This is a genomic window from Haloarcula laminariae (assembly GCF_025457605.1).
In the GTDB taxonomy this organism is placed as follows: Archaea; Halobacteriota; Halobacteria; order Halobacteriales; family Haloarculaceae; genus Haloarcula; species Haloarcula laminariae.
Window position 1 is genome coordinate 650,182 of record NZ_JAMZFY010000002.1, and the last position, 18,229, is coordinate 668,410.

The 18,229-nt window shown below is 67.8% G+C and carries 15 protein-coding genes; 6 read left to right on the forward strand and 9 right to left on the reverse strand.

Going from position 1 to position 18,229, the window contains the following annotated elements:
• Positions 1 to 12: 12 nt before the first annotated feature.
• Positions 13 to 1,167 carry a mechanosensitive ion channel family protein gene (locus NJQ98_RS15015; RefSeq protein WP_262180129.1) on the reverse strand — a complete coding sequence of 385 codons (1,155 nt, stop codon included), beginning with the start codon at positions 1,165 to 1,167 and terminating at the stop codon, positions 13 to 15.
• 94 nt (positions 1,168 to 1,261) lie between these two features.
• Between NJQ98_RS15015 and NJQ98_RS15020 the strand changes: the two genes are divergently transcribed.
• Genes NJQ98_RS15020 through NJQ98_RS15030 form a run of 3 tightly spaced genes read left to right on the forward strand, consistent with a single transcriptional unit; the run spans position 1,262 to position 3,690 of the window.
• On the forward strand, positions 1,262 to 2,074 hold the full coding sequence (locus NJQ98_RS15020) for an undecaprenyl-diphosphate phosphatase (protein ID WP_262180131.1): 813 nt from the start codon (positions 1,262 to 1,264) through the stop codon (positions 2,072 to 2,074).
• 37 nt (positions 2,075 to 2,111) lie between these two features.
• Entirely contained in the window at positions 2,112 to 2,768 is a 657-nt protein-coding gene (locus NJQ98_RS15025) for an HAD family hydrolase (protein ID WP_262180132.1), read from the forward strand.
• Between the two features lie 55 nt (positions 2,769 to 2,823).
• Entirely contained in the window at positions 2,824 to 3,690 is an 867-nt protein-coding gene (locus NJQ98_RS15030; RefSeq protein ID WP_262180134.1) for a CheF family chemotaxis protein, read from the forward strand.
• A 365-nt stretch (positions 3,691 to 4,055) separates the two neighbouring features.
• Here NJQ98_RS15030 and NJQ98_RS15035 read toward each other — a convergent pair whose 3' ends face one another.
• The 7 genes from NJQ98_RS15035 to NJQ98_RS15065 all read right to left on the reverse strand — a co-directional run bounded on the left by NJQ98_RS15035 (position 4,056) and on the right by NJQ98_RS15065 (position 12,742).
• The gene (locus NJQ98_RS15035; RefSeq protein ID WP_348533582.1) at positions 4,056 to 4,286 is read right to left on the reverse strand and encodes a DUF8119 family protein; all 231 of its coding nucleotides are present in this window, start codon (positions 4,284 to 4,286) and stop codon (positions 4,056 to 4,058) included.
• 7 nt (positions 4,287 to 4,293) lie between these two features.
• Positions 4,294 to 4,755 (reverse strand): universal stress protein, encoded by a 462-nt coding sequence (locus NJQ98_RS15040; RefSeq protein ID WP_262180138.1) that lies wholly within the window; start codon positions 4,753 to 4,755, stop codon positions 4,294 to 4,296.
• A gap of 2 nt (positions 4,756 to 4,757) precedes the next feature.
• Positions 4,758 to 6,437, reverse strand: a complete 1,680-nt coding sequence (locus NJQ98_RS15045; RefSeq protein ID WP_262180140.1) for a VC_2705 family sodium/solute symporter — start codon at positions 6,435 to 6,437, stop codon at positions 4,758 to 4,760.
• A complete protein-coding gene (locus NJQ98_RS15050) occupies positions 6,434 to 6,871 on the reverse strand; it encodes a DUF4212 domain-containing protein (protein ID WP_262180142.1) in 438 nt (145 codons plus the stop codon). The genes NJQ98_RS15045 and NJQ98_RS15050 overlap by 4 nt, the downstream gene beginning before the upstream one ends.
• Before the next feature lie 57 nt (positions 6,872 to 6,928).
• Positions 6,929 to 8,899 carry an acetate--CoA ligase gene (gene acs, locus NJQ98_RS15055; protein ID WP_262180144.1) on the reverse strand — a complete coding sequence of 657 codons (1,971 nt, stop codon included), beginning with the start codon at positions 8,897 to 8,899 and terminating at the stop codon, positions 6,929 to 6,931.
• Positions 8,900 to 8,963: 64 nt separating this feature from the next.
• Complete coding sequence (locus NJQ98_RS15060; RefSeq protein WP_262180146.1) at positions 8,964 to 10,655, reverse strand: bacterio-opsin activator domain-containing protein; 1,692 nt, start codon at positions 10,653 to 10,655, stop codon at positions 8,964 to 8,966.
• A gap of 146 nt (positions 10,656 to 10,801) precedes the next feature.
• Positions 10,802 to 12,742 carry an acetate--CoA ligase gene (locus NJQ98_RS15065; RefSeq protein ID WP_262180148.1) on the reverse strand — a complete coding sequence of 647 codons (1,941 nt, stop codon included), beginning with the start codon at positions 12,740 to 12,742 and terminating at the stop codon, positions 10,802 to 10,804.
• A gap of 137 nt (positions 12,743 to 12,879) precedes the next feature.
• Here NJQ98_RS15065 and NJQ98_RS15070 point away from each other — a divergent pair, with 137 nt between their 5' ends.
• The 3 genes from NJQ98_RS15070 to glmS all read left to right on the forward strand — a co-directional run bounded on the left by NJQ98_RS15070 (position 12,880) and on the right by glmS (position 17,038).
• Complete coding sequence (locus NJQ98_RS15070) at positions 12,880 to 13,740, forward strand: CheF family chemotaxis protein (RefSeq protein WP_262180150.1); 861 nt, start codon at positions 12,880 to 12,882, stop codon at positions 13,738 to 13,740.
• A 317-nt stretch (positions 13,741 to 14,057) separates the two neighbouring features.
• The gene (glmU, locus tag NJQ98_RS15075) at positions 14,058 to 15,248 is read left to right on the forward strand and encodes a bifunctional sugar-1-phosphate nucleotidylyltransferase/acetyltransferase (protein ID WP_262180152.1); all 1,191 of its coding nucleotides are present in this window, start codon (positions 14,058 to 14,060) and stop codon (positions 15,246 to 15,248) included.
• Entirely contained in the window at positions 15,248 to 17,038 is a 1,791-nt protein-coding gene (gene glmS, locus NJQ98_RS15080; protein ID WP_262180154.1) for a glutamine--fructose-6-phosphate transaminase (isomerizing), read from the forward strand. The genes glmU and glmS overlap by 1 nt, the downstream gene beginning before the upstream one ends.
• 7 nt (positions 17,039 to 17,045) lie before the next feature.
• On the opposite strand, the gene NJQ98_RS15085 is transcribed toward glmS, so the two are convergent.
• Positions 17,046 to 18,161 (reverse strand): DUF4330 domain-containing protein, encoded by a 1,116-nt coding sequence (locus NJQ98_RS15085; protein WP_262180156.1) that lies wholly within the window; start codon positions 18,159 to 18,161, stop codon positions 17,046 to 17,048.
• Positions 18,162 to 18,229: the final 68 nt, after the last annotated feature.

Sequence of the window (18,229 nt, forward strand, 5' to 3'; positions counted from 1 at the left end):
ACGTGGATTGCCTCACCGCTCGTCTCGCCCGCCGTCGGAGCGGCGCTCAGATGCCGGTGACGCCCCGCCGTCCGCCGGGAACGGGTCGCCGGGTGACTCGTCGGGCTGGCCGAACAGCTCCCCGGGCACGTCGGTGACGGACACCGTCACGTCCCGCTGTGGGAACGGGATTTCGATGCCCTCGGTCCGGAATCGCTTGTAGATGGCGCTGTTGAGTTCGTGGGTCACACGAGCTCGCTGGGACGGGTTGTTGACCCAGCACAGCAGTTCGAAGTCGAGGGCGGAGCCGCCGAACTCCCGGAAGCGGACGCGGGGCTTGGGCCGGTCAAGCACCAGCCCCTCGGCCCCGGCGATTTCCAGCAGGACATCTTCCAGCCGGTCGATGTCGGTGCCGTAGGCGACGCCGATGGACACCCGGATGCGGCGTTTCGTCTTCGGGGTGGACTCGTTGACGATAGCGGCGTTGGACAGTTTGGCGTTGGGAACGGTGACGAGGATGTCGTCGCGGGTCCTGATGACCGTCGACCGGACCGAGATGTCCTCGACGCGGCCGCGCTCACCGGTTTCGAGGACGACGTAGTCGCCGACCTTGTAGGTCCCGTCGAGATACAGCGACAGCGAGCCGAAGAAGTTCGCCAGGGTGTCGCGGGCCGCCAGCCCGACGATGATGCCGGCCACCCCCGCGGAGGCCAACAGCGGCGTCACGTCGACGTCCCACAGCACCAGCAGGAGGAAGACGCCGACGGCGGCGACGACGGCGCTCCAGACGTTCTGGAGGATGGGCACTATCTGTCGGTCGATGTAGCGGCTGTCGGTCACCACCGCCGAGGCCTTCCGGCCCACCCGGAGCAGCGTCACCATCCAGATGACGATGACGAGCGACAGCGTCCCCGACTCCAGCGGGACGGCGATATCCGGCGAGACGTTGTACACCTGTGTTCCCACGTACGCCCCGGCGAGACCGACGGTGAGATACACCGCGGTGTGGATGCCGCCGAAGACGATTTCGTCGACGTTCCCGTCGATTCGGTCCGTCAGCCGTCTGAGATACCGGTCCCCTACCTCCCGGACGGCGATGGCCGCCACGAGTCCGGCCGCGATGAGCAGCGCGAACCCCTGCCAGGCGGGGAGCCCGCCCAGCCAGTCGACGATTCCACCCAGTTGCATGCCAGCCGTTAGACAGGGAGTATATAAATACTGATAGCTCCTGTCCCATCCCCGGACCGATTCGATTTTACCCCTGGCTGTCGGCCGGGCGAGTATGAACCCCGTCGTCGTCGCCGTCCTGCTGGGCGTCCTGCAGGGGGTCCTGGAGTGGATTCCCGTCTCCAGCGAGGGCGGGGTCGCACTCGCCTCGACGGTGCTCGCGGGCGTCTCGCCGGCGGACGCGACGCGGCTGGCGCTCTTTCTGCACGCCGGGACCGCCGTCGCCGCCGCCGCGTACTACCGGGCCGACGTGGGCGACCTGGCCCGGTCGGTCCGTGAACTCACCCGTCGTCCCTTCGCCGACGAGACGGCGGACCTCTCCTTTCTGGCCGTCGCGACCCTCGCCACCGGGCTCACCGGGGTGCCGGCGTATCTCCTGCTCGACGCCGCCGTCTCCGGGCTCGAAGGGGGGCTCTTTCTCGCGCTGGTCGGCGGTCTGCTCGTGTTGACGGGGCTGCTCCAGCGCTTTGCGGTCGCGCTGTCGCTGGGCGAGCGCCACAGTCCGGACTGGGTCGACGCCGCCGTCGTGGGCGCCCTGCAGGGCGTGGCCGTTCTCCCCGGCGTCTCCCGCTCGGGCACCACCGTCAGCGCGTTGCTCCTGCGGGGCCACGGGGGCGAGTCCTCCCTGCGGCTCTCCTTCCTGCTGTCGATTCCGGCGGCACTGGGGGCCAACGCGCTCGTGCTGGCCGACGACGGCGTGCCGGCAATCGACCCCCTGAGCGCCGTGGTCGCGCTGGCGGTCAGCGCCGTCGTCGGCTATCTGACCGTCGGCGCGCTGGTCCGGCTGGTGCGGCGGGTCCCGTTCTGGACGGTCTGTGTCGCCTTCGGCGGGCTGGGCGTCGTCGGCGGGCTCGGCGTCGCGCTGTGAGCGACGCGCTCAGGTGTCTCCGACGCTATGGCCCGCTATGGCCGACTACGACGGATTACTGCTCGACCACGACGGCGTCTTGCTGACGCTCACCGACCGCGCGACGCTCCGGGAGGCCGCGCTGGCGGCGCTCCGGGACGCGGGCATCGAGCGCCCGTCGGACGCGGACGCCGAGGCGCTCAGCATCCGCGTTACGTCGGACGATCTGGTCGCACTGGCCGACCGCCTCGCGGTCGAGCCCCAGCGGCTCTGGCGCTGTCGGGAGGACCGCATCGCCGCGCTCCTGTGCGAGGAACTCGACGCCGGCCGAAAGGCGCCCTACGACGACGTCCCCGCGCTCGACGGCGTGGCCGTTCCGGCCGGCGTCGTCAGCAACAACCAGCGGCGAATCGTCGAGGCCGCCCTCGATGCCCACGGCCTCACCGGCCGGTTCGAGACGGTGGTCGCACGCGGGCCGACGGTCGAGAGCCTGACCGAAAAGAAGCCCGAGCCGACGTATCTTGAGAGCGCGATGGCCGATATCGGCTGTGCGAACCCGCTGTACGTCGGCGACAGCGAGTCGGACGTTGTGGCGGCCGACCGCGCGGGCGTCGACGTGGCCTTCCTGCGCCGCGACCACAACGCCGACACCGCGCTCGACAGCCGCCCCACCTACGACGTCGGGAGCCTCCACGCCGTCGTCGACCTGCTCTGACGCCGGTGGTGGAACTTATATAGGATTCGGCGACAACTCTCGGACGACTGCGGCTATGAGTGGTGACGAACACAAAGTACTGGACACATCCGGCGACTTCCAGTACGTCGTCCGCGGCGGCCAACCGGTCACCGACCCCCGGTGGCAGTCCTGCCGCCTCATCGTCACCAACAAGCGGCTGATACTCGCGACCAGCGACGGCAAGACGCCCATCCCGCACACGAACATCTCCCTGCCCGACGACCCCGCGAGTGCAGTGCCCGGTGACGTCCCGTCGGGCGCGACGGTGCTCGCCGTCGGCGACAACGTCCTGCTTGTGGACGCGAGCAACGTCTCGGACTTCGCGTTCGAGTACCGGCGGGCGACCCTGCAGGGCGAGGTCATCCTCGCGCGCAGCCCCGCCGTCGTCGGCGGCGTCATCCAGGACGACGCCGAGTGGAGCAAGGCCCGCTTTCGGCTGGACGACGACGAGGTCCGCCTGCAGTTCCCCGGGGGCGGGTCGACCCTCTTCGACATCGACGACGTGGGGACCATCGAGACGAGCGAGAGCACCGTCCTGGGCGACCAGCGGACCGTCGTCGAGGTCGAACACACCGACGAGGAGGACCGCAGCGTCGAGACCCACCTCTCTGGCATGCCCCACCACACCGACGCCCTGGAGGCGCTGTTTCGCGCCGTCGTCGAGGACCGCGGGGACGACTACGAGCTCTCGGAGATGGAGAGCCAGGTGTTGATGGCGCTGTACTCGGGCGTCTCCCCCTTCGAGATGGCCGACTTCGTCGGGACGACGCCCGACGACGTCGAGGAGATATACCAGAAGCTACTCGACGTGGGCGCGGTGGACAAAGTCCGGACGCGGACCGAGGTCAGCCTGAACGCCCAGGGTCGGAACATGGCGTCCGAAGCGATGAGTGGGGAGTAGCGAGGTCGGAGCGTAGCGACGACCTCGGATAAGCACAGCGGGGAGCGATAGCGACCCGCGAGCAGAGCGTGGTTTGAACGAACGCAGTGAGTGAAAACCACGACACGGAACGGCGACGGAGCGAGCCGTGGAGTAGGAGACATCGAGCGGAGCGAGATGTCTCTGAACGAGCGAGCGGCGATAGCCGCGAGCAGGAGAACGGTCTGAACGAACGCAGTGAGTGAAAACCACGACACGGAGAGCCGTGGCGTAGGAGACACCGAACGGAGCGGGTGTCTCCGAAACGTGAACGGAGAACGAGATAGCCTACGAGCGCAGCGGCGTCGGTCTTTCAGCCGCGGCCTCGAAGGGGAACGCCCGGGTCGCTACTCGCGCTTGCGCACCGCCTCCAGCGACCAGAAAAAGCCGTAGTAGGCGACGACGCCGCCCAGCAGCGTCAGGTAGTAGAGCCACTGTGGCCCGCCGGGCAGGAGGTCGAAGATGACGGTGACGACGGTCACCCACGCCAGCGCGAAGACGAAGTCGACGACCATCCCGCCGCGGTGCTCGTCGACGTGCCGGCCGACGGTTTCGAGCAGCCCCTTGGGCGACGTCATTGCCATCTCAGGCCTCCTCGTGTTCGTCGACCACGAGGACCGGGACGTGCGTCGACCGCAGGACCCGCTCGGTGACGCTGCCGAGCAAGGCCCGGCGGACGCCCGACCGGCCGTGGCTCCCCATGACGACCAGGTCGATGTCCTGGTTGTCGGCGTAGCCGGCGATGACGTCGTGGGGCGTCCCGACGCGGACTTCCTCGTGGACGGCTACGTCGTGTTCGGCGGCGGCGTCGACGACGGCGCCGGTCGCGTCGTCGGCGTCCTCCTGCAGTTCGTGCATCTCGCCGAAGTTGCCCTGCCTGATGCGGTCGATCTGTTCGGTGCCGAGGCTGAGGTTCACCGCGTCGACGTCGACGACGTACAGCGCGTGCAGGCGGGCGTTGTACTTCTTCGCGAGGTCCACGGCGTGGGACACCGCGACGTTTGCTGTATCGCTCCCGTCAGTCGGAATGAGGATGTTCTCGTACATTGTTAGTCGTCCGCAGGGGCGTCACCGCCGCTGTTCGAGACGATGTCCTCGGCGGTCTGTTGCTGGCCCATCGGCTCGGGGCTGTGACACTGGCGGACCATCTTCTTGGTCTCCAGTGGCGGCTCCGGCGTCACCAGCGAGACGGCGATGGTGACGATGAAGACCAGCGGCGTCCCGACCAGCGCGGCTCCGATGGGCGGGACGTACTGGGCGTATATCGGGATGAGCGCACCGCTCTCACCGGCGGCCGCACCGAGGGCGCCGATGTAGGCCGGCAGCACGCTGTTGATGATAGACGTGATCCACAGCAGGAGGCCGACGGTCATGCCGGCCAGGGCCCCCTGTCGGTTGGTGTTCTCCCACCAGAGTCCGAGGAAGAACATCGGGAACAGGACGACGCCGGCCAGCGAGAAGGCGTAGGCGACGAGTTCGCCGATGAGCGCCGGCGGGTTGAACGCGGTCACCGTGACCAGGGCGCCGATGCCGACGATGGTCGCACGCCCGATGAGCACCTGCTGGCGCTGGGTCGCGTCGGGGTTGATGAGCTCCGAGTAGATGTCGTGGGCGACGGCCGAGGAGGCTGTGATGAACAGGCCGGCCGTCGTCGCGATTGCTGCGGCCATCCCGCCGGCGGCGACCAGCCCGACGAACCACGTCGGGAGGTCGGCGAACTGGGCGGCCAGCACGACGATGACGTCGCCCTCCGCGCCGGACATCGCCTGCTGACCGTTGTAGACGGCGTCAGGCGAGAGATTGTTGACCGCGGCGAACAGGTCGACGCCGAAGGCCGCCATCGCGGGGGCGGCCCAGTACAGCAGCATGATGAAGAACAGCCCGGAGACGGTCGACCAGCGGGCCGTTCGCTCGTTTTTCACCGTGTAGAACCGGACCAGGACGTGCGGGAGCCCGCAGGTCCCGAAGATGAGCGAGAACGCCGTCGCCACCCAGAGGTAGTAGCCGTTCCCGCCGATGAAGGGTTCGGAAAACTGCCGGCTGAGTTCGCTGAACAGGGCGCCGTACTCGATCTGCGGGAGTACCGTCGAGTAGCCGCCCGTGAACCCGACGACGTAGACGCCAGCGAGGAACGCGACGATGAGGATGACGTACTGGACGGCCATGTTCTTGGTCGCGCCGAGCATCCCCGAGAGCGCGAGGTAGCCGACCGTGATGGTCATCATGACGACGATCATGGGGATGATGTCGAGCCCGAAGACGTACTGGGCGACGAGCCCCATCCCGCGGGCCTGGCCCACGGAGTAGACGTACGCGATGAGCAGCGTGGTAAAGGCCGCAAGCGCCCGCGCCATCGGCGAGTTGAACCGGTCGGCGACGAAGTCGGGCGCGGTGTACTTCCCGAAGCGGCGCATCTGTGCCGCGAGGAAGATGAGCAGGACGAAGTAGCCGGTCGTCCAGCCGACGATGAAGGCCAGGCCGTAGAAGCCCGAGAGGGCGACCAGCCCGGCCAGCCCGAGATACGACGCCGCGGACATCCAGTTGGCCCCGATGGCCATCCCGTTCTCGATGTTCCCGATACCGCGGCCAGCGACCCACATCCCCTCGGCGTCGGCTACCTTGAACACGTAGCCGATGACGAGGAAGGAGGCCATCATCAGGAAGACGATGATTGCCGGGACGAGCTTGAACGAGATGTCGAGCGCCTCGGCCTGCAGCGGGACCGTCATTGCTCGACGCCCCCGTCGGTGGCCGCGGCCTCACCGCTGTCACCGTGCTCGCCCGTCTCGGGGTCGCCGGTGGTGTGTTCGATGCCGTACTTCTCGTCGAGCTTGTCGCGCTGGCGGGCGTAGATGGCCGCCAGGACGAGCGCGCCCGTCGGCCCACAGAAGGCCACCAGGAAGTAGTGCCACGGGAACCCGAGGACGGGCATCGTCGTCGTCATCATCTCCGGCGCGATGGCCGTCATGGTCACCGGACCGAACACGATGAGCGCCCAGGCGACGAAGCCGGCCCAGACGATTCTGAGGTGGTCGCGCATGTAGGCGGTGCTCGGTTTCAGCAAGTTCACCTCCTCGTTGAGGTAGTCCGTGTTCTGATGGCGCTGTGCGGCTCGGGTCGCCCCGCCGTCTGTCGCCGTTTCGTGCGTGTTTTTGTCTGACATAGTTGCGTTTGTCGTGCCCACCGTAGCCCCTCTTTTGTTCGAAAACGGTTCGCCGACTCAGTCGCCGCTCATCTTCGACTGGATTTCAGTCACCACGTCGGGATTGCGCAGCGTGCTGGTGTCGCCCAGCTCCTCGCCGTTGGCGATTTCCTCCAGCAGCCGCCGCATGATCTTCCCCGAGCGGGTCTTGGGGAGTTCCGGCGTGAAGATGACTGCCTCCGGACGGGCGATGGGCCCGATGGCGTCTTCGACGCCCTCGATGATCGCCTGCCGGAGTTCCTCGTTCTCCTCGGCGCCGTCCTCGGTGATGATGTAGGCGTACACCGCCTCGCCCTTGATTTCGTGGTCCCCGCCGACGACGGCCGCCTCGGCGACGCCTTCGACGCCGACGATGGCGCTCTCTATCTCCATCGTTCCCAGGCGGTGGCCCGAGACGTTGAGCACGTCGTCGACCCGACCCAGGACGGTGATGTACCCGTCCTCGTCGAGCTTGGCGCCGTCCTCGGGGAAGTACACCCACTGGTCGCGGTCGGGGTCGGAGTACTCGCGCCAGTACTCGTCGAGGAACCGCTCGTCGTTCTTGTACAGCGTCCGGAGCATCCCGGGCCAGGGCTGGTTGACGACGAGGTAGCCCGCTCGCCCGGCCCCGACGGGGTCGCCGCTTACGTCGACCACGTCGGCGCTGATGCCGGGCAGCGGCCGTCCGGCGGTCCCCGGTTTCATCTCGCCGATGGCCGGCAGCGTCGTCACCATCATCCCGCCGGTCTCGGTCTGCCACCAGGTGTCGACGATGGGACAGGACTCCCCGCCGATGTGTTTGTAGTACCACTTCCACGCGCGGGGGTTGATTGGTTCGCCGACAGTCCCCAGCAGCCGGAGGCTGGAGAGGTCGTGGCTGTCGGGGTACTCCGTGCCCCACTTCATGAACGCGCGGATGGCCGTCGGTGCGGTGTAGAGCTGGGTGACCTCGTACTCCTCGACGATGTCCCAGAGGCGGTCCTTGTCGGGGTAGTCGGGGGTCCCCTCGTACATCACCGTCGTGGTCCCCAGGGACAGCGGCCCGTAGACGATGTAGGAGTGGCCGGTAATCCAGCCGATGTCGGCCGAACACCAGTAGGTGTCGTCGGGCTTGACGTCCAGGACGGCGTGGCTCGTCCAGGCCGCGTAGGACAGATAGCCGCCGGTCGTGTGTTTGACGCCCTTGGGCTCTCCGGTGGTCCCGGAGGTGTACATGAGGAACAGCATGTCCTCGGCGTTCCGGGTGACCGGCTCGACCTCGGCGCCCTCGTGTTCGCCGACGAGTTCGTCGTAGTCGTGCTCGTCCGCTTTCATGGGGTGGTCGTAGTCGTCGTCCAGCCGGTCGACGACGACGGTCTCGACCTCGTGGCCCACGTCGTCGAGGCCCTCGTTCGCCTTCTCCTTGTGCGGGAGCGGGTCCCCGCGCCGGTAGTAGCCGTCACAGGTCACGAGGAACTCGGAGTCGGCCGACTCCATCCGGGTCGCGAGCGCGTCCGCGGAGAAACCAGCAAAGACCACAGAGTGAGGTGCGCCGATGCGGGCACACGCCAGCATGGCGACCGGCAGCTCCGGAATCATCGGCATGTACATCGTGACCACGTCGTCCTCCTCGACGCCCAGGTCGCGCAAGGCGGCGGCGAACTCGTTTACCTCTCGGTGGAGTTCGCTGTAACTGTAGGTGCGTTTCTCCCCGAGCTCGCCGATCCACTCGATCGCGGCCTCGTCACCGCGGTCGTCGAGATGCCGGTCGAGACAGTTCGCCGAGGCGTTCAGTTCCCCGTCTGTGAACCACTCGTAGAAGGGGGCGTTGCTGTCATCAAGTACCTGGTCCCACTCGCTCTCCCAGTCGAGCAAGTCCGCTGCCCGTTCCCAGGCTTCGGGCCCCTTCTCCTCGAACTCTTCGTAGATGCCGGGGTCGGCAACGTTGGCCTGCTCGACGAACGACTCCGGTGGCTCGAAGACGTCCTGTTCTTCGAGTCGCGCTTCAAGTTGGACCTCTTCATCTGACATGGTCTATCATAGACAATCCCGTGGCGGTTGATAAACGGGGGGTCTAACTATCGAAACAGCGAAATTACACTTCGCCCTTCACTTCTCTCGACGGCGTTTCGGACGCCTCGGCGAAGAACGCGGTCAGGACTTTCTGTTGGGCCTTTCTGAGATGGTTGTGGAGCGTCGGGGCGGAGACGGCGAGCGAGTCGGCGAGTTCCTCGGCGGTCGTCCCCCGGGGCCACTCGAAGTAGCCGCTGTGGTAGGCCGCTTCTAACACGGTCGCCTGCCGGTCGGAGAGGTGGTCCGACAGGTGCTTTCGGAACCCGGTGTCGGTCTCGACCGGGCGCTCGGTCTCGTGTTTCGCGCTCAGCGTCGTCCCGGGGTAAGCGCCCACGACGGTATCGACGACCCCGCGGAGGTCGGTGTCGGTGGGGAGTTCCGCGGTGATGGTCGCCTCGCCGCTTTCGGCCGTCAGGTCCCGGATGCGGCCCCCGTTCTCCACGAGCGAGAGCGTGGGCGCCGCCGTGACGACGACCTCCAGCAGCGCGCCGTCGCGGTAGTCCTCGATGAGGCGGGCGTCGACGGTCGCGGGGTCGTCGGTGACGTAGTCGAGGACGGCGTCGGTCGATGCCCCGTCGACGACGAGGTAGTACAGCAGCGACCGCCCGCCGACCGGCACCACCCCCGAGAGTTCGACCCGGCAGTCCAGCGTCGCCGAGAGCCCGACGGTCACGGCGTCGGCGTCGGTGCTCTTGAAGGTGAGTTCGGTGACCGTATCCGCAAGCAGCAGTCGCTTTCGCTCGACGGCCGACAGCGCCGCGCCGACGTGGGCCCCGAGCGCCCCCAGTGCCTCCCGTTCGGCGTCGCCGATACCGGCGGTCGTGCCGACGGCCAGCGCGCCCGAGACGGCGTCTTCGCGGACGAGCGGGACGAACACGACCGGGCCGTCCCGACCCTCGACCGAGCGGACCTCGTTGCCCTCTATCGCGTCGGTCGCCACGTCCCCGTGTGCCCGCCGCTGTTCGGTGACGCGTTGCTCGCCGGTCCCGGCTATCGCACGCGGCGTGAGGCCGTCGCCGGTGTGTTCGGCCAGCCACGCGAACCGGAACCCCTCGGTCGCCGCCAGCCGGTCGCACACGGTCTCGGCTATCTCCTGGCCGGTCGCGGCCTCGGACAGCGCCGCGCCGACCTCGCTGGCGACGCCGATGGTCCGGCGGAGGCGGGCCGGCGCCGTGTCGGTCTGTGCGGTATCGACGGCGCTGACGACGGCTTCGCGGTCGGGCTCGTCGAGGAGGGGCGCGAGCCGGTCGAGGCGCTCCCAGCCGCCCAGCGCACAGACGACGTGGGCGGGGACGCCGTCGGCGAGGAGGTCCGCCGCGAACCGCCAGCGCAGGTCCCGCGAGGAGACGTCGGCCAGCCGCGGCTCCGTCTCGGCGGCGCGGTCGGCCACCTCGCCGACGAGCATCTGGAGGCGGCGGGCCGAGACCGACAGCAGCGGCTCGTCGTCGTCGCGGCCGGCCGCGCTGGCGAACTTCCGCACGTCGTGTTCGACGCCCGAGGGCAGGTAGGTCTCGCGGGTCACCGTTTCGCCGTCGCGGACGGCCAGGAAGTGGTGGTTTCCGACGGTCTCGACGTCGGCCACCCGGAGCTGTGCCATCTCGGCCGGCCGCAGGCCGACTTCCCCGCCCAACCGGACGACCAGGTCTTCGCGGTGGGTCTCGGCGGCGCGGCGGAGCCGCTCGTACCCGCGGGCGCCGAGCACGTCGGTAGTCATGTTTCGGTTATTCGTGGTCTAGCGAAATAAGTATGCGGTTCCGAAACGCGGTTCGAGCGGACTCGCTCCGTCAACCGATACTTGTTCGGCTGGATTTCCCCAAACCGTTTCGCTTATCTCTATCTTTCCGAAACGTGTGGGCCGTCTCATTCAGGTGTCGCCGACCGCAACTCCCCGAGTATCTCGGGGTTACGCAGCGCGCTGATGTCGCCGAGCTCGTCGCCGTTGGCGACGGCGGTCAACAGTCGGCGCATCACCTTCCCCGATCGGGTCTTGGGCAGCTCCGGGGTGAACACCACCGTTTCGGGGACCGCGACGCTGCCGATAGCGGACTCGACGGCCCGTTCGATTCGCTCCCGGAGCGCCGCCTCGGCGCAGTTGCTCGTCGGCGAGACGTAGGCGTAGACGGCCGTTCCGGTGGTCGCGTGGTCCGCCCCGACGACGGCGGCCTCGACGACCCCCTCGACGCCCGCGATGGCCGACTCCAGTTCCATCGTGCTGAAGCGCCGTCCCGCGACGTTGATGGCGTCGTCGATGCGGCCCAGCAGCGTGAGATAGCCGTCGCTGTCGACTATCGCCCCGTCCTCGGGGGCGTAGCGCCACTCCTCGCCGCGGTCGGCGGCTTCCCCCCACCCCTCGCCGGTGCGAAGCGACTGGGGCATCCCCGGCCAGGGGCTGGTGACGACGAGTTCGCCGGCGGTGCCGGCCCCGACCGACTCGCCGACGGGGTCGACGACCGACATCTCGACGCCGGGCAGGGGCTTTCCCGCCGCTCCCGGCTTCATCGCGTCGACGCCCGGGAGCGTCGAGAGCAGTATCGCGCCCGTCTCGGTCTGCCACCAGGTGTCGACGATGGGACACTCCCCGCCGCCGATGTGTTCGCGGTACCACTGCCAGGCCGGCTCGTCGATGGGTTCGCCGACGGTGCCGAGCAGGCGCAGGCTGGAGAGGTCGTGGCTCTCGGGGTGTTCCGTCCCCCACTTCATGAACGCGCGGACGGCCGTCGGCGCGGTGTAGAACACGTCGACGGCGTACTCCTCGACGATGTCCCAGAGGCGGTCCTTCTCGGGGTGGTCGGGCGTGCCGTTGTACAGCATCGTCGTCGTCCCCAGGGCGAGGGGCCCGTAGACGATGTAGGAGTGGCCGGTAATCCAGCCGATGTCGGCCGAACACCAGTAGGTGTCCTCGGGCTTGACATCGAGGACGGCGTGGCTCGTCCACGCGACGTGGGAGAGATACCCCCCCGTCGTGTGGTCGACGGCCTTTGGCTCCCCGGTCGTCCCGGAGGTGTAGATGCGAAAGAGGGTGTCCGTCGCGTCCCGCGGGACCGGCTCGACCGTCTCGCCGTCGTAGGCCTCCCGCAGGCGGTCGTAGTCGTGGTACCCCTCGCCGAGGTGGACGTCCCGTCCCAGCCTATCGAGCACGACCACGTCGATGTCGTGGTCGACGGCGAGGCGGGCGTTGTCGGCCTTGTTCTTCTGGGCAACGGCGCTGCCCCGCCGGTAGTAGCCGTCGCAGGTGACAAGCAGCGACGAGCCGGTCCGCTCCAGTCGCTCGGCGAGCGCGTTGGCCGAAAACCCCGCGAAGACGACGTTGTGAATCACGCCCAGCCGGACGCAGGCGAGCATCACGACCGGGAGCTCGGGCACCATCGGGAGGTAGATTGTCACCACGTCGTCGGCCTCGACCCCCTGTGCCCGAAGCGCGGCCGCGACGGCGTTGACCTCGCGGTACAGCTCCCGGTACGTGTAGCTGCGGGACTCGCCGACGTGGCCCTCCCAGATGAGCGCGAGCTGGTTCTTGCGCTCCGGGAGGTGGCGGTCGATACAGTTGTAGGAGGCGTTCAGGCGCCCCTCGGGGAACCACTCGAAGGGCGGGCCGTCAGCCCCCCGAAGCACGTCGGCGGGCGGGTCGTGCCACTCGAGCAGGTCGGCCGCCCGCTGCCAGCAGTCGGGCCATTCGCGTTCGAACTGGTCGTACACCGCCGGGTCGGCGACGTTCGCCTGTTCGACGAACCACGCCGGCGGGTCGATGGCCGGGCGGTCGTCCAGTGCGGTGGCTCGACCGGACCCGTCACCCGTTGTCATCGTTCACACCTACGGCGGTGTGGGCATAATACTGCCGGCTATTCACCCCCGACTCGCCGCCGTCCCGTTCTCAGTATCGACACTCGCAGCGGAACCTATTTGCGCCGCCCTCGACAATCAGGCTACGAGAGCGGCCCATGAGCGACACAGAGAAGAAAATCGCCGACATGCAGGGTCAGTTCCTGCAGGCGGTCTCGCAGGGCCAGCGGCTCACCGACGCCGAGTGGCAGAACTGCCGCATCATCCTCACGACCCAGCGCATCGCGCTCATCGCCGACGACAAGCGACAGATCGCGCTGACTGACATCGACCGCATCGCCGACCGGTTCGACGTGAACCAGCGCAGCGCCGGCGTCTCCGAGTACGTCGCCCTCCACGTCGGCGAGGACGTCGTTCTGGTGTCGGCGTCGGACCACGAGGCCTTCGAGACGGACTTCTACCGGGCGAGCCTGGACGGGGCGGTCATCCTCGTGCAACACCCCGCGGTGAAAGGCGGCGTCGTCAAGAGCAACGAGTGGACGAAGGGCCGATTGAAAATCTCGGACGAGGCCGTCCGCCTGGCGATGGCCGACGGACAGGCCGTCGACATCGAGCGGACCGACATCGGCGACCTGACCGTCGAGGAAAAGCAGGTCAACGGGGAGGAACGGACCGTCATCCAGGTCGAACACAGCCAGGGCGACATCAGCGTCGAGACCCACCTCGCCGGCGAGGAGTTCCACGCCACCGTCCTCCGGACGATGCTCGAGGACAGCGCCGAGCAGAACCGCGCCGACCTCGACCTATCCTCGACCGAGAAGCGGGTCATCATGGCGCTGCATTCGGGCGTCTCACCCTTCGATATCCCGAACTTCGTCGGCATCGACGTCGAGAAGACCGAGGCCATCTTCGACCGCCTCATCGAACTCGACGTCATCAGCGTGCTCCGGGAGCGCACCGAGGTCGCGCTGACGACGAAGGGCCGGCGGGTTGCCGGGGACCGGATGGGAGAGCAGTAGCGTGGTTCGAGCGAGCAAAGCGAGTAAGAACCACGGAAAGCGACGCGGTGACCGAAGGGAACCGCCGAGCAGTAGCGAGGAAGCGACCGAAGGGAGCTTCCTCGGATAGCGAACGGGGAACGAAGCGACCCGGGGAGCAGTAGGGAGGCTTCGAACGCAGTGAGACGCCTCGAAGCCGACCGTTGGGGAACCGCCGGCTCCGCAGGCAGTCGGGCGGCACAGCCACCATCGCCCGGTAAAGTTCCAGGCAGTTGTTTACGCAAATATTGCACCGTTAGTCCCGCCATATTCAAATCCCTACTAGTTGTGCTACCGGTATGGACATCGATACCGCGGTTGTACTCGCGGCTGGCGAGGGGACCCGACTGCGGCCGCTGACCCGCAATCGGCCAAAGCCCATGTTGCCGGCCGGGAACCGGCCGATTCTCGAATACGTCTTCGACGCGCTAGTGGAGGCAGGCATCGAGGAACTCGTCGTAGTCGTCGGCTACAAGCGCGACCGCGTCCAGAACCACTTCGGTCCGACCTACCGCGACGTGCCGGTCACCTACGTCACCCAGAGCAAGCAGCTGGGCAGCGGCCACGCGCTCTTGCAGGCCCGCGAGGCCGTCGACGGGTCGTTGCTCGTGCTCAACGGCGACCGGCTCATCGACGCCGGCACGGTGTCGGCCGTCGCCGACAGCTTCGCGGAGACGGGCGACCCGTCGCTGGCCGTCGTCGAGCGCCAGGAGACGAGCCGGTACGGGGCCGTCGAGATGCACGGCGACCACATCGAAGAGCTGGTCGAGAAACCCCGCGACGGCGACTATCGGCTCATCAACGGCGGCGTCTACGCCTTCTCCTCGGACATCTTCACCGCGATAGAGGAGACGCCGCGACAGGAGGGCGAACTGGCCCTGACCGACACCCTGGAGCGCATCATCGAACGCGACCGGGTCCGCGGCGTCGAGGTCGACGGGATGTGGGTCGACGCCACCTACCCCTGGGACCTGCTGACCGTCGCGAGCGAGGTGCTGACCCGCGGCCGGGTCGTCGAGGCGGCCCGCAGCGACGGGGTCTGGATCGCCGACTCGGCCCGGGTCCACCGCGAGGCGGTGTTGCAGGGGCCGGTCGTCGTCGGGCAGGACTGCGAGGTCGGGCCCGACGCCGTCGTCGGCCCGAACACGGCGCTCGGTAGCAACGTCACCGTCGGCTCGAACGCCGTCGTCCAGGACAGCGTCATCGACGCGGACACGCGCATCGACCCCGGCTCGACGCTGATGGACACCGTCACCGGACAGGACGTCCACCTGGGCGCGAGCACGGTGGTTCCCTCCGGCCCGGCCGACGTCCAGGTCGGGACGCGGATATTCGAGGAGCAACGGCTGGGCGCGGTCATCGCTGACCGGGCCCGCGCCCGGGGGAACGTCAGCTTCACGCCCGGCTCGCTCGTCGGGCCGAAGGCCCGCCTCGACGTGGGCGTGACCGTGCGTGGCAACGTCGACGAGGGCGCGGAGGTGACCCGCTGATGTGCGGCATCATCGGCTGTGTCGGCCGGGGCGACGAGACCCTGGACACGCTGGTGCACGGCCTCTCGAAGCTGGAGTACCGCGGCTACGACTCGGCGGGCGTGGCGATGTCCGGCGACCGGCTGTCGCTGTGCAAGAAATCGGGGAAAATCGACGACCTCCGCGAGGCCCTCTCGAAGACGTCGCTGTCGGGCTCGGTCGGTATCGGCCACACCCGCTGGAGCACGCACGGGCCGCCCACCGACGCGAACTCCCACCCCCACCAGGACTGCAAGGGCGACGTGGCCGTCGTCCACAACGGCATCATCGAGAACTACCAGAGCCTGCGTGACGAACTGGTCGCCGCCGGCCACACCTTCACCTCCGACACCGACACCGAAGTCGTCCCCCACCTCATCGAGGACGCGCTGGCCGACGGCGCCGACCCCGAAGCGGCCGTCCGCCGGGCCATCGCCCAGCTGGAGGGGAGCTACGCCATCGCGGCCGTCGTCGCCGGCACCGACGCCATCTTCGCCGCGCGCAACGACTCCCCGCTGGTGCTGGGACTGGACGGGGGCGCGACCTACCTCGCCAGCGACGTTCCCGCGTTCCGCGATTTCACCGACAAGGTCGTCTATCTCTCCGACGGCGAGTTCGCTCGCCTCGACGCGAGCGGCTGGGAGGTCACCGACTCCGACGGCGTCCGCGTCGAGAAGGACGTCGACACCGTCGAGTGGGACCCCGAGGAGACCGGCAAGAGCGGCTACGACCACTTCATGCTGAAGGAGATTCACGAACAGCCCCGCGCGCTCCGGCAGTGCCTGCGCGAGCGCGTCGACGAGATGGCCGGCGCCGTCGACCTCGACGACCTGGGGGACCTCTCGCCGACCGGCGTCCAGTTCGTCGCCTGTGGGACCTCCTACCACGCGGCGCTCTACGGCGCGCAGCTGTTCCGCGAGGCCGGCATCCCGGCCCAGGCGTTCCTCGCCAGCGAGTACGCCACCTCGGTCCCGCCCATCGGGGACGCGCTGGTCGTCGGCGTCACCCAGAGCGGCGAGACGGCGGACACCCTCTCCGCGCTCCGTGCCGCCCAGAAACGCGGCGCCCGCACGCTCGTGGTGACGAACGTCGTCGGGTCGACGGCCGCCCGCGAGTGCGACCACGCCTTCTACATCCGGGCCGGCCCCGAGATCGGCGTCGCCGCCAGCAAGACCTTCTCCTCGCAGCTGGCCGCCTTGAACCTGCTCACGCTGGGGATGACCAACTCCGACGACGCCCGCGAGGTCATCAACGGCCTGCGGGAGCTTCCCGGCGACCTCCAGCGCGTCCTCGACGAGTCCCGGGCCGAGGAAGTCGCAGAGATGTACACGGACGCCGGCGCGTACTTCTTCATCGGCCGCGGGCTCCAGTTCCCCGTCGCCCTCGAGGGCGCACTGAAGATGAAAGAGATCACCTACAAACACGCGGAGGGCTTTGCTGCCGGCGAACTCAAACACGGTCCGCTGGCGCTCGTGACGTCGGAGACGCCGGTCTTCGCCGTGGTCATCGGCGACGACGAGAAGGCCCGCAAGACGGTTGGCAACGTCAAGGAGGTCGAGGCCCGCGACGCGCCCGTGGTGGCGATCACTGACGGCCAGACCGACGTACATCGGTACGCCGACCACGTCCTGGAGGTCCCCGAGACCCACGAACGGGCGGCGGCCGTGTTGGCCAACGCCCACCTGCAGCTACTGTCCTACTACACCGCAGCGAAGCTCGGACGCAACATCGACAAGCCGCGGAATCTGGCGAAAAGTGTGACTGTGGAGTAGCTCGACATCACTCCGACAGCCCGACGACAGTCGTCTCTACGGTCACCGTCTCAAGGTCGAGGACGACTGTCGACCCGTGCTGTAGTCGTTCCCCTCTGAACCGCGGGCCGGTCGCCGTCTCGCTTACCTGTAGTTCGGTCGTCAGCGTGAGGTCGCGTCGGGTCGGGTGGTCGCCGGTGATGACGGTCCCGTTTGCGGTCGTCGCGACGACCTGTGAGGGTGTTATGGCGATGTCTGTCACGTAGGCGGTCGTCCGACCGTTGGTTCGCTCGGTCAGTCCGGGCCGGACGACCGCTGCAGTCTCTTCGGAGACGCCCGTCGCCACCAGTCGAACCGTCCGGTTGGTCCGTGACGCACGGTCCAGCCCCGTACCGACCCGCTCGATTCGGCCGTCAATGACTGTGGTTGTCGTCGAGAACCGCAGGTTCTGTCCCCTGCTGACCTGCATGTCGCCGAAGTATCGGTCATCTCGCTGCATGTGAGTCGGGAGCTCGGACTCCACGAGTACGACCCGTTCGCTCGCGTTATTCGTGGGGTAGACGGCGACGGCCGAGACTGAACCGATGGTTCGACCAGCGACAGCTATCTCATCACCCGTCGCGATCTCTTCGGCCTCTCGCGGTACCATCCGTTCCCGGACGACGACAGTCGTACGGTTTGCGCCCAGTGTGGGTTCCCGACTGAACTCGGTGACGTTTCCGGTCGCCTTGTATGTCTGGGTTCTGATGGTTATCTCCTGCCCGAGGCGGATTGGGTCGTCCTCGTACCGGAACTGGTCGTTGCGGGTGACACCGCTGAGCTCGGCCCCGACGACAACGTGTGTTCCGGTATCTGCTGGAGCGACGCGGACGCCGGTGACAGTGAGATTCGAGTTCTCGGTCGGGCTGTAACTGTCACCCTCATTGATAGCGGCCGCGATGTAGGTCGGCTGCGTGTCGAGATTGAGCGTGACGTGAACCGTAGCACTCTCCGGCGGAGTCCCCACCTGGTCGCTCATAAGCGCGACACCTGCGATGCCGGCTACGATAACGATGAGTATGACAAGTGCGTCGAAGACATTGACAACCCCGAGGAAGGTCCCCTCTTCGTCGATGAGCCTATCGAGGGACTCATGCGGGTCCATACGCTTCTATTTCCGGGGTTTGGTATGGCCTTTTCGCTCACTGGTGCCGTCCGCTGGGCTAAGAACCG

Bases quoted from the DNA above. Each gene is read 5' to 3' on its own strand.
- NJQ98_RS15065 (WP_262180148.1), bottom strand. From the start codon at position 12,742: ATGACAACGGGTGACGGGTCCGGTCGAGCCACCGCACTGGACGACCGC.
- NJQ98_RS15085 (WP_262180156.1), bottom strand. From the start codon at position 18,161: ATGGACCCGCATGAGTCCCTCGATAGGCTCATCGACGAAGAGGGGACC.
- NJQ98_RS15035 (WP_348533582.1), bottom strand. From the start codon at position 4,286: ATGACGTCGCCCAAGGGGCTGCTCGAAACCGTCGGCCGGCACGTCGAC.
- NJQ98_RS15040 (WP_262180138.1), bottom strand. From the start codon at position 4,755: ATGTACGAGAACATCCTCATTCCGACTGACGGGAGCGATACAGCAAAC.
- NJQ98_RS15030 (WP_262180134.1), top strand. From the start codon at position 2,824: ATGAGTGGTGACGAACACAAAGTACTGGACACATCCGGCGACTTCCAG.
- NJQ98_RS15060 (WP_262180146.1), bottom strand. From the start codon at position 10,655: ATGACTACCGACGTGCTCGGCGCCCGCGGGTACGAGCGGCTCCGCCGC.
- NJQ98_RS15015 (WP_262180129.1), bottom strand. From the start codon at position 1,167: ATGCAACTGGGTGGAATCGTCGACTGGCTGGGCGGGCTCCCCGCCTGG.
- NJQ98_RS15070 (WP_262180150.1), top strand. From the start codon at position 12,880: ATGAGCGACACAGAGAAGAAAATCGCCGACATGCAGGGTCAGTTCCTG.
- NJQ98_RS15050 (WP_262180142.1), bottom strand. From the start codon at position 6,871: ATGTCAGACAAAAACACGCACGAAACGGCGACAGACGGCGGGGCGACC.
- NJQ98_RS15045 (WP_262180140.1), bottom strand. From the start codon at position 6,437: ATGACGGTCCCGCTGCAGGCCGAGGCGCTCGACATCTCGTTCAAGCTC.
- acs (WP_262180144.1), bottom strand. From the start codon at position 8,899: ATGTCAGATGAAGAGGTCCAACTTGAAGCGCGACTCGAAGAACAGGAC.
- glmS (WP_262180154.1), top strand. From the start codon at position 15,248: ATGTGCGGCATCATCGGCTGTGTCGGCCGGGGCGACGAGACCCTGGAC.
- NJQ98_RS15020 (WP_262180131.1), top strand. From the start codon at position 1,262: ATGAACCCCGTCGTCGTCGCCGTCCTGCTGGGCGTCCTGCAGGGGGTC.
- glmU (WP_262180152.1), top strand. From the start codon at position 14,058: ATGGACATCGATACCGCGGTTGTACTCGCGGCTGGCGAGGGGACCCGA.
- NJQ98_RS15025 (WP_262180132.1), top strand. From the start codon at position 2,112: ATGGCCGACTACGACGGATTACTGCTCGACCACGACGGCGTCTTGCTG.